At 73.6% G+C, this 14,219-nt stretch carries 10 protein-coding genes and 1 tRNA gene; 4 read left to right on the top strand and 7 right to left on the bottom strand.

The window, feature by feature from the left end; all coding sequences use genetic code 11:
* Positions 1-11: 11 nt before the first annotated feature.
* The 7 genes from pknB to BXY45_RS02910 are packed head-to-tail and all read right to left on the bottom strand — an operon-like array spanning position 12 to position 9,088.
* A complete protein-coding gene (pknB, locus tag BXY45_RS02940) occupies positions 12-1,949 on the bottom strand; it encodes a Stk1 family PASTA domain-containing Ser/Thr kinase (protein ID WP_109772817.1) in 1,938 nt (645 codons plus the stop codon).
* Positions 1,946-3,514: a serine/threonine-protein kinase gene (locus BXY45_RS23695; protein ID WP_211319175.1), complete on the bottom strand. Its 1,569-nt coding sequence runs from the start codon at positions 3,512-3,514 to the stop codon at positions 1,946-1,948. The genes pknB and BXY45_RS23695 overlap by 4 nt, the downstream gene beginning before the upstream one ends.
* Positions 3,514-4,989, bottom strand: a complete 1,476-nt coding sequence (locus tag BXY45_RS02930) for a peptidoglycan D,D-transpeptidase FtsI family protein (protein ID WP_109772816.1) — start codon at positions 4,987-4,989, stop codon at positions 3,514-3,516. Before BXY45_RS02930 ends, BXY45_RS23695 begins: the two co-directional genes overlap by 1 nt.
* Positions 4,986-6,305 carry an FtsW/RodA/SpoVE family cell cycle protein gene (locus BXY45_RS02925; protein ID WP_109772947.1) on the bottom strand — a complete coding sequence of 440 codons (1,320 nt, stop codon included), beginning with the start codon at positions 6,303-6,305 and terminating at the stop codon, positions 4,986-4,988. The genes BXY45_RS02930 and BXY45_RS02925 overlap by 4 nt, the downstream gene beginning before the upstream one ends.
* Before the next feature lie 50 nt (positions 6,306-6,355).
* Positions 6,356-7,825: a PP2C family protein-serine/threonine phosphatase gene (locus tag BXY45_RS02920; RefSeq protein ID WP_109772815.1), complete on the bottom strand. Its 1,470-nt coding sequence runs from the start codon at positions 7,823-7,825 to the stop codon at positions 6,356-6,358.
* Positions 7,822-8,355 (bottom strand): FHA domain-containing protein FhaB/FipA, encoded by a 534-nt coding sequence (locus tag BXY45_RS02915; RefSeq protein ID WP_109772814.1) that lies wholly within the window; start codon positions 8,353-8,355, stop codon positions 7,822-7,824. Before BXY45_RS02915 ends, BXY45_RS02920 begins: the two co-directional genes overlap by 4 nt.
* A gap of 4 nt (positions 8,356-8,359) precedes the next feature.
* Positions 8,360-9,088 (bottom strand): FHA domain-containing protein, encoded by a 729-nt coding sequence (locus BXY45_RS02910; RefSeq protein ID WP_109772813.1) that lies wholly within the window; start codon positions 9,086-9,088, stop codon positions 8,360-8,362.
* A 152-nt stretch (positions 9,089-9,240) separates the two neighbouring features.
* Here BXY45_RS02910 and BXY45_RS02905 point away from each other — a divergent pair.
* The 4 genes from BXY45_RS02905 to BXY45_RS02890 all read left to right on the top strand — a co-directional run bounded on the left by BXY45_RS02905 (position 9,241) and on the right by BXY45_RS02890 (position 14,219).
* Positions 9,241-9,324, top strand: a tRNA-Leu gene (locus BXY45_RS02905).
* Between the two features lie 118 nt (positions 9,325-9,442).
* Positions 9,443-10,468 carry a 3-oxoacyl-ACP synthase III gene (locus BXY45_RS02900; RefSeq protein WP_109772812.1) on the top strand — a complete coding sequence of 342 codons (1,026 nt, stop codon included), beginning with the start codon at positions 9,443-9,445 and terminating at the stop codon, positions 10,466-10,468.
* Positions 10,465-13,209: an alpha/beta fold hydrolase gene (locus tag BXY45_RS02895; protein ID WP_211319173.1), complete on the top strand. Its 2,745-nt coding sequence runs from the start codon at positions 10,465-10,467 to the stop codon at positions 13,207-13,209. Before BXY45_RS02900 ends, BXY45_RS02895 begins: the two co-directional genes overlap by 4 nt.
* Positions 13,206-14,219 (top strand): NAD-dependent epimerase/dehydratase family protein, encoded by a 1,014-nt coding sequence (locus BXY45_RS02890; RefSeq protein WP_109772811.1) that lies wholly within the window; start codon positions 13,206-13,208, stop codon positions 14,217-14,219. Before BXY45_RS02895 ends, BXY45_RS02890 begins: the two co-directional genes overlap by 4 nt.

Genomic DNA, 14,219 nt, shown 5'->3' with positions numbered 1-14,219 from the left:
CCCGTTCGCTCCTAGCCCGCCGCCGCGGGGGTCCGCGTCGGGCTCTCGTCGGGCTCCTCAGGAGCCAACGACGTGTTCTGCGTCGGGGTGCCGCTCGCCGTCCCCGAGGGGCTCTGACTGGGGCTGGGGGGCGCTCCGCTGTCCGTCGGGTCCGACGTCGGTGTGTCGCTGGGGGTGGTCTCGCTAGGGGTCTGGGTGGCCGTCGGGCCGCCCGAGATCACCAGCTGCACCACGCTCCCGATCGCGACGACGCCCCTCTCCGGCGTCTGCGAAAGGACCGTCCCGAGGGGCTGGTCGCTCGGCGCGGGGGAGAGCGAGGGCACCAGCCCCAGTTCGGTGAGCGCGGCGACGGCGTCTTCCTGGCTCTTGGTGACGACGTTCGTCACCGCCACCTTGCCGCTGGCGACGGTGAGGTTGACGGCGGTCTGCGGTGCCACGGAGGAGCCCACGGGGGGGTCCGTGGAGATGACCGTGCCAGCGCGGAGCTGCGCGATGTCCTGCGTCGCGATGTCGCCGAGCGTGAGCCCTTCGCGGCGCAGTGAGGCGGCCGCCTGCTCCTGGGTCTGGCCGGCGACCTCCGGCACCTGCACGGCGGCCGGCCCCGAGGACACCACGAGCGCCACGGACGACTTCGCCTTGACCTGGGAGCCACCCTGGGGGGTGGAGTCGATGACGATGCCGCTGGGCTTGGGGTCGGCTTTGGAGGTCACGCCGCTGACGCTGAGCCCCTGGGCACGCAGCAGCCCCCTGGCGGTCTCCTCGTTCTGGCCGACCACCGTCGGCACCGTGACCATCGTCGACTCCTGGTACGCCCGGAGGGTCAGCCAGCCGACCAGCAGAAGCACCACGAGCAGGACGACGACGAGCACCGCCATGAAGACACGGCTGCCGCGGCGTGGTTCCGGCTGAGCAGCGAACTGCCCGGTGACGGGCGCGTCCACGGCAGCGGCCTGGCCCGTCGGGTCGTTGCGGCCGCGCCGGCTCACGAAGCCGCCGGCGGCGACCGCGCGGGTGGCCTCGGTGGTGGTCGGCAGGTGCTGGGTGGCCGCGGCATGGGCGACCGCCACCGTGGGGGCCATCACCTCGTGGCCCGCCTCGGCGGCCAGCAGGTCCTCGCGGAACTCCGCGGCGTCGGCGTAGCGGTCGTCGCGCTGCTTGGCGAGGGCCTTGAGCACCACGCGGTCGAGTTCGTCGTCGACAGCGCGGTTGAACCGGCTCGGCGGCTGCGGCAGCTCCCCCACGTGCTGGTAGGCCACCGCCACCGGGGAATCGCCCACGAACGGCGGGCGGCCCGTCAGCAGCTCGTAGAGCAGGCAGCCGGTGGAGTACAGGTCGGTGCGGGCGTCGACCACCTCGCCGCGCGCCTGCTCCGGGGAGAGGTACTGCGCGGTGCCGATGACGGCGCTGGTCTGGGTCATCGTGGCGGAGGAGTCGGCCACCGCGCGGGCGATGCCGAAGTCCATGACCTTGATGCCACCCGAGGGCGTCACCATGACGTTGGCGGGCTTGACGTCGCGGTGCACGATGCCGGCGGCGTGCGCGGCCTGTAGGGCCGTCAGCACCCCAGTGGTGATCTCCACTGCGCGCTGCGTGCCGAGCCCGGAGCCGCCGGCCTCGTCGAGGAGGTCGCGCACGGTCTGGCCCTCGACGTACTCCATGACGATGTACGGCGTCCGCACCTGCGCTCCGCCGGACTCGGTAAAGACGTCCTCACCGGTGTCGTAGACGGCGACGATCGAGGGGTGGTTCAGACCTGCGGTCGACTGCGCCTCACGGCGGAACCGTGCTTGGAACACCGGATCGCGGGCCATGTCCGCGCGCAGCAGCTTGATCGCGACGCGGCGGCCGAGTCGCTGGTCGCGCCCGGCGTGGACCTCCGCCATCCCGCCGCGCCCGAGGAGCTCGGAGACCTCGTAGCGGTCTCCGAGAACCCGGGAGGTTCCGTTCACGCGCCGTCCACCCCCTGCACGGTGCCGCTGGCGGGAGCTGCTCCAGCGGTGCCGGTGCCGCCCGGTGTTGCCGCGGGGGCGCTGCTGGCCGGAGTGCTCGGCGTTACCGGGGCGGTCGACTCCGCCGGGGCGGTCGATGCGGGCGCGGAGGTCGGTTCGCTGGCGGTCTCCGTGGGCGCCGCCGTGCTCGGCGTGGGGGCTGAGCTCGTCGGCGCGGCGCTCGAAGCGGACGAGGTGACCGTCTGGGTGACGGTCGACTGCCGCGGGGCGGGCGAGCTGTCCTGCGTGGGCGCTGGGGTGTCCAGCGACGGGTTCGGGGTGTTCTGCTGGTCCCCGGAACCGCTGGTCAGGTAGACCAGCGCCGCCAGGACGACGACGAGCACCGCGAGCAGCCCCAACAGCGGCACGGTCATCCGGCCACGACCCGACCGCTGGCCGGTGGGCTCGGGCGCGCTCTGCGGACCCGTGGTCATGCCCGTCGAGGGGAACGCCCCGGCGCTGCCCGCTCCGGTCGCCGCGCCGGCGGCGTAGGCAGCAGCCGCCTGCGCCGAGCGCCGACTCGGGGGAGCGGCAGGCTCGGGCCACGGGACGGTCTCGTCGGCACCGGGACCCATGGCACGGGTCGCATCAGTCGTCGGAGGCAGGGCCACGGTGGCTCCGCCCGTCGCGGCGCCGGCCGGGCCGGCCGCACCCGCTGCGGCCGGGCCGAGACCCGCGCGCAGCACCCGCTGGGCGTGCGCGTCGTCGCCCTCGGCGATGAGAGAGGCCACCTGGGCCACGATGCTGGCGCTTCGAGGACGGGCGTTCGGGTCCTTGGCGAGGCATGCGTCGACCAGCGCCCGCGCACCCGGCGGCACCGACGACGGCAGCGGCGGCGGCGGGTCGTTGACCTGCGCCAGCGCGATCGCCACCTGCGACTCACCCGTGAAGGGCCGCTGCCCGGCCAGCATCTCGTGGGCGACCACGCCGAGGGCGTAGACGTCGACGGCGGGCGTCAGGTCGCGCCGACCGGTGGCCTGCTCCGGGGACAGGTACGCCGCCGTCCCCATGACCTGCCCGGTAGCCGTCAGCGGCGCCTCCGCGGCGGCCCTGGCGATGCCGAAGTCGGTGACCTTCACCCCGCCGGTCGGGGTCACGAGGAGATTGCCGGGCTTCACGTCGCGGTGGACGATCCCGGCCTCGTGCGCCGCGGCCAGGCCGGAGGCCGCCGAGGCGATGATCCGCATGGCGCGGCGCGGCTCCACGGAGTGCTGCGTGGCCAGGAGGTCGCTGAGCGGCTCCCCTGGCACGAGCTCCATGACGAGCCACGCGCTGCCGTCGGACTCTCCGTAGTCGTAGGTGGCGGCGATCGCCGGGTGCGCCAGGCGCGCGCTGTTGCGGGCCTCGGTGCGGAAGCGGGCCAGGAAGCCCGGGTCGCTCGCGAGCTCGCTGCGCAGCACCTTGACGGCCACGGTGCGGCCGAGCAGCTCGTCGTGGGCTTCCCAGACCTCCCCCATGCCGCCGGAGGCGATGGGGGTGGTCAGCTGGTACCGGTTGCCCAGCACGGTGCCTGCGTCGACGCGCATCAGCCGGCGCTCCCCGAGCTCGGGGCCGCCAAGGCGGCCTGGATGACGGACTTGGCGATGGGGGCCGCGACGCTTCCGCCGGACGCCTCCTGGGCGGCGTTGCCGCCGTTCTCCACGAGGACGGCGACGGCGACCTTCGGGTCGTCCGCGGGCGCGAAGGCGGTGAACCACGCGTGCGGGGCGGCCCCGGCGACGGTCTGTGCCGTGCCGGTCTTCCCGGCGACGCTGACGCCCGGAATCTGCGCCCTGCGACCGGTCCCGGACTCCACCACGCCCTCCATCATGGCGGTCAAGCTGGCCGCGGTCTGCCGTGACACGGCACGCCCGCGCTCGTCGGGGGACGGTGCGTCGAGAACCTCCAGGTCGCGCCCGCGCACCGTGCGCACCAGGTTCGGCTGCATCACCACTCCACCGTTCGCGATCGCCGCGGCGACCATGGCCATCTGCATCGGGGTTGCCGTCACGCTGTCCTGCCCGATGGCGGACCGGGCGAGCTGCGCTCCGTCGAGCCCGGTGGGAAACGTGCTGGCCGCCACCCCGATCGGGATGTCGAAGCCGGCGTTGAACCCGAACTTCTCGGCCTGCTCGCGCAGCACGTCCTGACCGAGCGTCATACCCAGGCTGGCGTAGGCCGTGTTGCACGAGACGCGCAGCGCGTCGGCCAACGAAGTCTTCCCGTCGGTGCCGCACGGCCTGTCGTCGTCGTTGGCCAACGTGCGCGAGGTCTGGGGGAGCGTCAGCTCCGCAGGGCCGTCCAGGAGGCTGTCGGCGGTGTAGTCGCCGCTCTCCAGCGCCGCCGCCGTCGTGATGAGCTTGAACGTCGAGCCCGGGGGGTAGCTCTGCCGCGTGGCCTTGCTGACGAGAGGCTCGCTGTCCTCGGCCTCCAGCGCGGCCCTGGCCTGCGCCGCGGCGGAGCGGTCGTGCGAGGCCAGGGCGTTGGGGTCCCACCCGGGGGAGGAGTACAGCGCCAGCACGGCTCCGGTCTTCGGGTCGAGCGCCACGACCGCGCCCTGCTGGTTGCCGAGCCCGTCGGCAGCGGCCTGCTGCACGGAGTCGCGCAGCGTCGTCTCCACCACGGCCCCGCTGGGCTGGGTACCGGTGAGCAGGTCGGAGACGCGCCGGAAGAAGTACCTGTCGGAGGTGCCGGAGAGGTACTTGTCCTCAGCGGCCTCCAGGCCACTCGCCCCGGTGGTCACCGAGAAGGTGCCGGTGACGGCCGAGTAGAGATCACCCTTCGGGTACTTCCGCTGGTACTGGTAGCGGTCGTCGACCTTCTCCGACTGGGCGATGACGGTGCCGTCGGCGGTGGTGATGGCACCCCGTTCTCGCCCGAGCTTCTCGTAGAGGGTCCGCGAGTTGCGTGGGTCGTCGCGCAGCCGACCGGCGTCGACGAACTGCACCCAGGTGGCGGCCACCATGAGCGCGGTGAACATGGCCGTCACGATCATCGCCAGGCGGCGCAGCGGGGCGTTCACAGGCGCACCACCTGCGTCTCCGCCGAGCCCGCGACGTCGGGCACCACGGGGGTGCCCTCAGGTTCCGGGACGGCGGGCGCGGGCCTGCGAGCGGCGTCGGAGATGCGTAGCAGCAACCCGACGATCATCCAGTTCGCCACGAGGCTGGAGCCGCCGTAGGCGAGGAACGGCATGGTCAGACCGGTCAGGGGGATGACGCGCAGCACGCCGCCGGCCACCACGAAGCACTGCAGGGCGATGGCGAAGGCCAGCCCCCCGGCGAGCAGCTTGCCGAAGCCGTCGCGCACCGCCACGGCGGTGCGCAGCCCACGCTCGACGAGCACGAGGTACACCACCAGCACGGCGAGCAGGCCGGTCAGGCCGGTCTCCTCCCCCAGCGTGGCGATGATGAAGTCGCTCTCGGCGTACGGCACGGTCTGCGGCCGTCCCTCGCCGATGCCGGTGCCCACCAGGCCACCGTTCGCCAGGCCGAACAGCCCCTGCACCAGCTGGAAGCTGCCGCCGAACTTCCGGTCGTACTCCTCGGCGTCGAACGGGTTCAGCCAGGCGGACACGCGGGCCTGCACGTGGTCGAACATGCTCCAGGCCAGCACGGCCCCACCGACGAAAAGCGTCATGCCGATGGCGATCCAGCTCACGCGCTGGGTGGCCACGTAGAGCATCGCGACGAACAACCCGAAGAACAGCAGCGAGGTGCCGAGGTCGCGCTCGAGCACGAGCACGGCCAGGCTCGCGAGCCAGGCCACGATGAGGGGCCCGAGGTCGCGCGCGCGGGGCAGCTGCAGACCGAGCACCTTCGGGCCGACCAGGGAGAGCGTGTCGCGTGCGGTGACGAGGTACCCGGCGAAGAACACCGTGAGCACGATCTTGGCGAGCTCACCCGGCTGGAAGCCGACCGGTCCAACGCGCACCCAGATCTGCGCCCCGTTGATGTTGACGCCGAGCAGCGGTACCAGGGGCATGACGAGCAGCACGAGACCGACGACCATCGCCGTGAACGTGTACCGGCGCAGCCAGCGGTGGTCGCGCAGGACGACCACGACGACGACGGTGAGCAGCAGCCCGACGGCCGACCACACGAGCTGACGCTCGGCGAAGGAGCCGTCGCGGGCAACGTCGAGGCGGTGGATCAGCGCCAGCCCCAGCCCGTTGAGCAGGGTGGCCACCGGGACGAGCAGGGGATCGGCGAAGGGCGCGCGCCAGCGGACCGCCAGGTGCAGCACGAGCACCAGAGCGCCCAGGCCACCGCCGTAGGCCAGCAAGCCCGCCGGCCAGGCACCGTCGGTGGCGACCCCGACCAGGCCGTAGGCGACCATGGCGATGCCCACGGCTGCCGCGGAAAGGCAGAACTCGGTCCAGCGGGCGCTCACGGTGCGGCCGTCGTCGTCGTGATCGTCGGCGAGGGGAGGCTGTCAGTCGGCGAGGGCTGGATGCCGCCTGTCGGGCCCGTCGAACCGGTGGCGTTCGCCGTGCTGGAGACGTCGCGCAACTGCTGGACGATCTTCTCGGCCTCGCCGAGGCTTCCCGCTGTCATCGTGGCGTCGACACGCTGCCGGTAGAGCTCGGGGAGCTCGGAGGTGCGCAGGTCTGTGGGGCTGACCAGCTGCGAGAGGTGCAGCGGGCCGACGTCCTGTGAAAGGCCCCGGTAGATGGCCACGGTGCCGTTGTCGTCGGCGACGAAGTACTGGCGCCCCAGCCACGCCGACCCGGCCAGGGCGCCGCCTCCGAGCACGAGGACCACGGCGAGCAGCACCAGAGCCCGCAATCCCCAGCGCACGCGCGCTGGTCGGGGCGGCGGGTCGTCGGGTCGCCGCCCGGTGACGGGGCGGGGCTGTCCGTCGTCGTCAGGGTCCTCCAGCGAGTCCGGCTGAGGATCTGTCTGCCGGGCTGCCGGTCGATCCGTGAGGTCGGTCGCCGAGGCGTCCAGCGTGGCCGTGACGGGGGCGGGCGCTCCGGTCGGCGGAGTCACGGGGGAAGGGGTCGAGCCGCGACCCAGCCCCGCGGCGCGCATCGCGGGGCTCGTGGGGATGCGGACGGCGCGCTCGGCGGGATCCGGGCGCTCACCGGCGGCACCGACCACCTGTCGCTCCGTGGCCGGTGGACCACCCGGCTCGACCTCGACGACATCGGCGACGACACACGTCACGTTGTCGGGCGCGCCGGCGCGCAGCGCCAACTCGACCAGTGTCTCGGCGCACGCCCCCACGTCACCGACGCGCAGCAACGTCCGCTCGATCGTCTCGTCGGAGACGACGCGGGGGAGCCCGTCGGAGCAGAGCAGCCAGCGGTCGCCGACGTGCGCCTCCTGCACCGACAGGTCGGGATCGGGCGAGGACTGCACGTCACCGAGGACGCGGAGGATGACGTTGCGCTGCGGGTGGTGCTCGGCCTCGGCCGCGGTGATGCGGCCCTCGTCGACGAGCCGCTGCACGAAGGTGTGGTCGCGGGTGACCTGCGCCAGGGCGCCGTCACGCAGCAGGTAGGCGCGCGAGTCCCCCAGGTGCGCCAGCACCAGGCGCTCCCCTGCGCGCAGCAGGGCGGTCACCGTGGTGCCCATGCCCGCCAGCGCCGGTTCGGCGGCCACCCGGCGCAGCAGCGCGGTCTGGGCGCGTGCCACGGCGTCGGCGAGCCGCTGGGGCGCTTCCGCGCCGTGCGCCTCGTCGTCCAGGCCCATGAGCTCGGCGACGGCGGTGGCCGAGGCGACGTCGCCGCCGGCGTGACCGCCCATGCCGTCAGCGACGACGATGAATCGGGCCCCCGCGAAGCCGGAGTCCTGGTTGCTGGCGCGGACCAGGCCCACGTCGGAGCGGGCAGCGGCCCGCAGGGCGAGGGTCATGCGCGCAGCTCCAGGGTGGTGCGGCCGACGCGCACCACGCTGCCCACGCCCACCGGTACCGCTCCGCGGACGGGGACGGCGGCCGACCCACGACCCACCGTGGTGCCGTTGGTGGAGCCGAGGTCTTCCACCACCCACCCTCCGGGGGACTGCGGGCTAGGTGCGAGGCGGGCGTGGTGGCCGGAGGCGTAGTCGTCGCCGAGGACGAGGGTGCAGTCGTCGGAGCGGCCCAGCAGGATCGGCGAGGAGCCCAGCTCGAGGCGGGTGCCGGAGCGAGGGCCCTCGGTGACCAGGACCAAGCGTGGTGTCTCGGGCCGTCGCTCGGGGGCCGGAGCCGGCCGGGAGGCCGCCGGTTGCTGGACGGGCTGGCGAGCAGGTGCGTCAGGTGCGGCAACCGCCGCGGCAGGCTCTTGCCTGGGGGCGCGCGCGCCGAACAGGTCGCGCCGCAGCACGGTGACGACCCCCAGCACGAACAGCCACAGGAGCACGAGCAGGCCCAGCTGGAGGACCGTGACGGTGAGCTGGCTCACGAGCTCACCACTCTTCGTCGGGGTTGTCGGAGCTCTCGCCGGAGTGGAACACCACGGTCGTGCGTCCGAGCTGGATGCGGCTGCCGTCGTGCAGCACGGCGGTGCGTCCGCCCGCGTCGTCGAGGCGGCGGCCATCGACGCTGGTGCCGTTGGTCGAGCCCAGGTCGTGGACGGTGGTGCGTCCGCCGCTGCGGACCACCTCCAGGTGGCGCCGGGAGGTGCCCGGGTCGTCGACGACGACGTCGCACTCGCTCCCGCGCCCGATGACGGTCCGCTCGCTCGTCATCTGGTAGCTGCGGCCGTCGACCTCGAGGACGGGGTGGGCCGGAGTGGCGACGGCGGACGTCGCGGGCGCGATGCCGCCCCGGACGCGAGCGCTGCGCACCCGAAACACGCCGGTGGCGAGCTCGTCGTCGCGTTGCAGACGCACCACCACAGGCCCGGAGAAGGAGTACCGCTGGGCGCGTGCGTGCTCGGTGACCGCCGTCGCCAGTTCTGCGGCGAGCGCGTCCTCCCAGGAGGAGAAGCGCTCGTGGTCGGCGGGGCCCAGGTCGATGGTGAACGCATTGGGCACGAGCGTGCGGCCGGGACCGACGACGGCAGACGTCGTGTCGACCTCGCGCCGCAGGGCGCTGGCCAGCTCGACGGGCTGCACCTCGCTCTTGAAAGCCTTCGCGAAGACGCCGTTGACGACGCGCTCGACGCTGCGCTCGAAGCGGTCGAGCACTCCCACGGCCCCTCCCCTCAGCGTGCGGCAGCCGGTTCTGGATCGTATCCGCGGCGTGGTGGCAGTGCTGGCTCATGGCGTCCTCCGCGCGGCGTGAAGCCCCTCCCGCGGGTGTTGCGCGGGGTGCCGCGCCCAGCGTGCTAGCTTTTCTGGTGCTCGCGCGAGTGGCGGAATAGGCAGACGCGCACGGTTCAGGTCCGTGTGCCCGGAAGGGCGTGGGGGTTCAACTCCCCCCTCGCGCACCGCGAGTTCAGGGCCCGGTCGCAGACAGCGGCCGGGCCCTGATGCATCTCGCGACACGGGCACCACCCCTCTGAGACCGATAACCTCGGGGGTCCTGAGCCCTGGAACGAGGTGTGCGTGAACGGCAACACGAGCTGGCGGGCGGCCAACACCGCCCTGCTCTCCATCACCGCCATCGAGGCGCCGATCGTCGTCACGTCCGACGAGCTGGACGAGCGACTCGCCGGCACCATGGCGAGGCTCGGCATCCGCGCGGGCCTGCTCGAGCGCGTGACCGGCATCCGCGAGCGCCGCCTCTACCCGGCTGACGTCTCCTGCGGCGAGGCGGCGGCCATGGCGGGGTCGAAGGCGCTCTCGGAGTCCGGGATCGACGCCTCGGACGTCGGGATGGTCATCAACACCTCCGTGACGAGGTATCACCTCGAGCCGGCGGTGTCCGCCGTCGTCCACGAGGCGATGGGCCTTCCGACGTCGGCGATGAACTTCGACATCACCAATGCCTGCCTGGGCTTCATCAACGGGCTGCAGACGGCCTCGGCCATGATCGACTCCGGACAGGTCCGGTACGCCGTCGTGGTGGGCGCCGAAGACATCAGCCCGATGTTCGACAGGACCCTCGACAGACTGGCCAACCAGCCCGTCACGCGCCAGGAGTACCTCGACGAGTTCGCGTCGCTGACCCTGGGGTCGGGTGCGGTCGCCGCCGTGCTGGGCCGGGCCGACGAGCACCCCGAGGGCCACCGCATCACCGGCGGCGTGGGCCGCAGTGGCAGCTCCCACCACGGCCTGTGCGTGGCGAGCGCGGAGCAGATGGTGGCGGACGGTCGCGGCCTGCTCGAGCACGGCGTGGCGCTGGTCGGCGAGGCATTCGATGCCGCCGAGCCCGAGTGGGGATGGAGCACGGGCGTAGCCCGGTACGTCTTCCACCAGGTCTCCAAGATCCACATGGCGGCGCTGGTGGAGCGCACCGGCGTGCCGTGGTCGAAGGTGCCGGAGAGCTACCCGGTGCTCGGCAACGTGGGGCCGGCGTCCCTGCCCATGACACTGGCGCGCGAGGCTGACTCGCTCGAGCCGGGTGACCGGGTGCTGTGCCTGGGCGTCGGCTCGGGCCTGAACTCGGCGTTCTGCGAGATCGTCTGGTGACCCGCGCCCCTGCGGCGCTACCCCCGGCCGGCCTTCCCGGCCTGGACCCGGCCTGGTCGCGCCTGGTCAGCTTCACCGACGCTGATGGCATCACCCGCACCGTCCACCTCCTCGACGGCGCCGACGCGGTCTACGAGGCCACCGGTGCCCCGCCGGTGGGCGTGCTCCTCGCGGTGCACGGCAACCCGACGTGGTCGTTCCTGTGGCGTTCGCTGCTCCCCCGCGTCGCCGCGGCCGGGTGGCGGCTGGTGGCACCGGACCAGCTCGACATGGGCTTCTCCGAGCGCACCGGCACGCGCCGCCGTCTGGAGCGCCGCATCGACGACCTCGGCCGTCTCACCGACGCCCTGGGCATCACCGGCGGCGAGAGCCCCTCCCGCGTGGTGACCATCGGTCACGACTGGGGCGGTGTCATCTCCTCCGGGTGGGCGGGCCGTCACCGCGAGGTGCTGGACGGCGTCGTCCTCCTCAACACCGCGGTGCACCAACCCGAGGACGCAGCCCTCCCGGCGATCCTCGTGCCCTTCACCAGCAAAGGCCTGCATCTGCTCGGCACCACCACCACCGACGCCTTCATGCGTGCGACGGTGGCCACGGCCCGCAAGCCGCTGGCGCCGGGTGTAGCCGAGGGCTACCTGGCGCCCTACCGCGGCGCCGCGCGCCGGGCGGGCGTCGGGGCCTTCGTCGCTGACATCCCCGTGACACCCGGCCACCCGAGTGCGCCCGAGCTGGACCGGGTGGCGGCGGGCCTGTCGGCCATCGGCGCTGACGCAGTGCCCTCGCTGCTCCTGTGGGGTCCGGCGGACCCGGTGTTCCGGCAGCGGTACTTCCAAGACCTGCGCGCCCGCCTGCCCCAGGCCGACGTCCACCGGTTCGAAGGCACCGGCCACCTGCTCGTGGAGGACGTCGAGCCCGAGCGCGGAGTCGCCGGAACCGTGGTCCGCTGGCTGAAGCAGCTCCATGGCGCGTCGTCCCCGATCAGCCCGACCAGCACGTTTACCCCGGCCCCCAAGCGTCCGCCGCTGTGGGCAGCGCTGCGCGAGCGTTCCCAGGACGACGCCGTCGCCGTTGCCCAGCTGCGCCCCGGCGCACCCGCCGAGACGCTCACCTGGAAGCAGCTCGCCGCCCGCGTCGAAGACCTCGCCGAGGGTCTCGCTGCCTCCGGCGTCGTGCCCGGTCAGCGGGTGGCTCTGCTCGTGCCTCCGGGCCCGGACCTGTCCGCGCTGTTCAGCGCCTGCCTGCGCCTGGGAGCGGTGGTGGTGGTCGCGGACGCCGGTCTCGGCGTCAAGGGCCTCACGCGGGCCGTCGCCAGCGCCGACCCCGCCGTCGTCATCGGCATCGAGAGGGCGCTGCTGGCCGCTCGAGCTCTGAACTGGCCTGGACGGCGCGTGCTCGCCGGCCCCAGCACGGGGCTGAAGCGCCGTGCACTCGGACCTGTCGAGCACCTGGCCGACCTCGAGGCCGTGGGTCGCGCCCGTCGCGGGACGACGGGCTACCAGCCGCTCCCCGAGCCGTCGTCGTCCGACGAGGCCGCGGTGCTCTTCACCTCGGGTTCCACCGGGCCCGCCAAGGGCGTCGTGCACACGCACGCCACGCTGCAGGCCCTGCGTGACGCCGCAGCGCAGACCTGCGGGCTGGGTCCGGGCGGATCACTCGTGGCGGCGTTCGCGCCGTTTGCCATCCTGGCGCCGCTGCTCGGCGCGACGGCCGCGGTCCCCGAGACCGACGTCACCAAGCCCGACACGCTCACCGCGGCCGCCCTGGCGCGCGCGGTGGTCGCTGTCGCCCCGGATGACGACACCGCGGAGGCGGCAGCGCCGGTGGTGTTCGCCTCACCCGCCGCGCTGCGGCGGGTGGTGGCCACCGCTGACGACGTCGACGACGCCGGCCGCGCCGCACTCGCCCGCGTCAGGCTGCTGCTCTCGGCCGGGGCTCCCGTGGGTACCGAACTGCTCGCTGCGGCGGGTGACGTGCTGCCGCACGCGGAGTGCCGGACCCCCTACGGCATGACCGAGGGCCTGCTCGTGGCCCAGACCAACCTCACCGAACTGCAGGCCGCGGGCCCCGGCGAGGGCGTGCTGGTCGGGTCTCCGCTGCCCGGCACCCGAGTGGCGACCTCCGCCCTGGACGAGACCGGCCGGGCGGTCGGGCCGCTGGTCGAGGGTGCCGATGCGCCGATGGGCGAGCTGGTGGTCTGCTCGCCCATCATGAAGGACCACTACGACCAGCTCTGGGACGTCCAGCGCGAGAGCATCCGCGACACCCCCGGAGAGAACGGTGAGCCTGGCTGGCACCGCACCGGCGACGTCGGCCACCTCGACGCCGCGGGACGGATCTGGGTCGAGGGGCGCCTCGCCCACGTGATCACCACCGCTGCGGGGCCGCTGACCCCGGTCGGTCCGGAGCAGCGCGTGCTGCAGCTGCCGGGCATCGCGAGGGCAGCGGTCGTGGGCGTCGGCCCTGTCGGAACGCAGCAGCCCGTCGTCGTCGTCGAAACCACGGGACAGCCCGGGGCGCCCGTTCCGGGACCGGCATCGGTGGAACTGGTCGACGCCGTCCGCCGCGCCGCGGGCACGCCCGTGCCGGTGGCTGCCGTGCTCGTCACCGCTGAGCTGCCCACCGACGTCCGCCACCGCTCCAAGGTCGACAGGACGCGGGTGGCCGCCTGGGCCGACGGCGTGCTCACCGGCAGCACCCCGGCCGACAGCCGGATCGTCGGCGCTGTGGAGGTGCCCCGGTGAAGGTGCTCGTGACCGGCGCCAGCGGCCTGCTCGGCGGCACGACGGCCTCCGTGCTCGCCGCCCGCGGCCATGACGTCACCACCTTCCAGCGCCGCCCGAGCGGCGTCGCGGGAGTGCGCGACGTGCAGGGCGACATGTCCGACTCTGCGGCCCTCCGCCGCGCCTGCGACGGCATCGACGCGGTGGTGCACCTGGCCGCCAAGGTCGCGCTGACCGGCCCGGAGGAGGAGTACCGGGCGATCAACGTCGAGGGGACCCGCGCGCTGCTGGCAGCGGCCCGCGAGGCTGGCGCGACCCGGTTCGTCCAGGTGTCGTCGCCATCGGTGGCGCACACCGGGTCGTCGCTGGTGGGCGAGGGAGCCGGCGTGGCCGATCCCGAGCACGCGCGAGGCCCGTACGCGCGCACCAAGGCTGCCGCTGAGCTCATCGCCCTGGCCGCTGACACCGGCCGTGAGGGGGGCTTCGCCGTCGTCGCCGTCCGCCCGCACATCGTGTGGGGCCCTGGCGACACGCAGCTGGTCGGCCGCGTGGTCGAGCGGGCCCGGGTCGGCCGCATGGTGGTCATCGGTGACGGCACCGCCCTCATCGACACCACGTACATGGACGACGCTGCCGCGGCGATCGCCGCAGCACTCGACCACGCCGCCGACGACGACGCCCACGGCCGCGCCTTCGTCATCTCCAGCGGTCAGCCTCGCACCGTGGGGGAGCTGCTCGCGAAGATGGCTGTAGCCGGTGGTGCGCCCGTGCCGACCCGGCGGATTCCCACGCGCGCGGCCAGCGCCGCGGGGCACGCTGTCGAGGCGATCTGGAAGGGCCTGCGGCTCGCCGGTCACCCGCTGGGAGCCGAGGAGCCCCCGCTGACGTCGTTCCTGGCCGAGCAGCTGGGCACCGCCCACTGGTTCGACCAGCGCGAGACGCAGCGGGTGCTCCGGTGGCGTCCGCAGGTCGACCTCGACGAGGGCTTCCGCCGCGTCGCCGCCTGGTACGCCGAGCACGACCCCCGCTGA

This window comes from Quadrisphaera granulorum, assembly GCF_003149145.1.
Classification (GTDB): domain Bacteria; phylum Actinomycetota; class Actinomycetes; order Actinomycetales; family Quadrisphaeraceae; genus Quadrisphaera; species Quadrisphaera granulorum.
The sequence above is the reverse complement of the archived record's forward strand: the minus strand, read 5'-3'. Positions and strand labels throughout refer to the sequence as shown.

What these genes read in the sequence shown, in the direction of transcription:
- BXY45_RS02920 (WP_109772815.1), bottom strand. Translation starts at nt 7,825, where the DNA reads ATGACCCTCGCCCTGCGGGCCGCTGCCCGCTCCGACGTGGGCCTGGTC.
- BXY45_RS02925 (WP_109772947.1), bottom strand. Translation starts at nt 6,305, where the DNA reads ATGGTCGCCTACGGCCTGGTCGGGGTCGCCACCGACGGTGCCTGGCCG.
- BXY45_RS23695 (WP_211319175.1), bottom strand. Translation starts at nt 3,514, where the DNA reads ATGCGCGTCGACGCAGGCACCGTGCTGGGCAACCGGTACCAGCTGACC.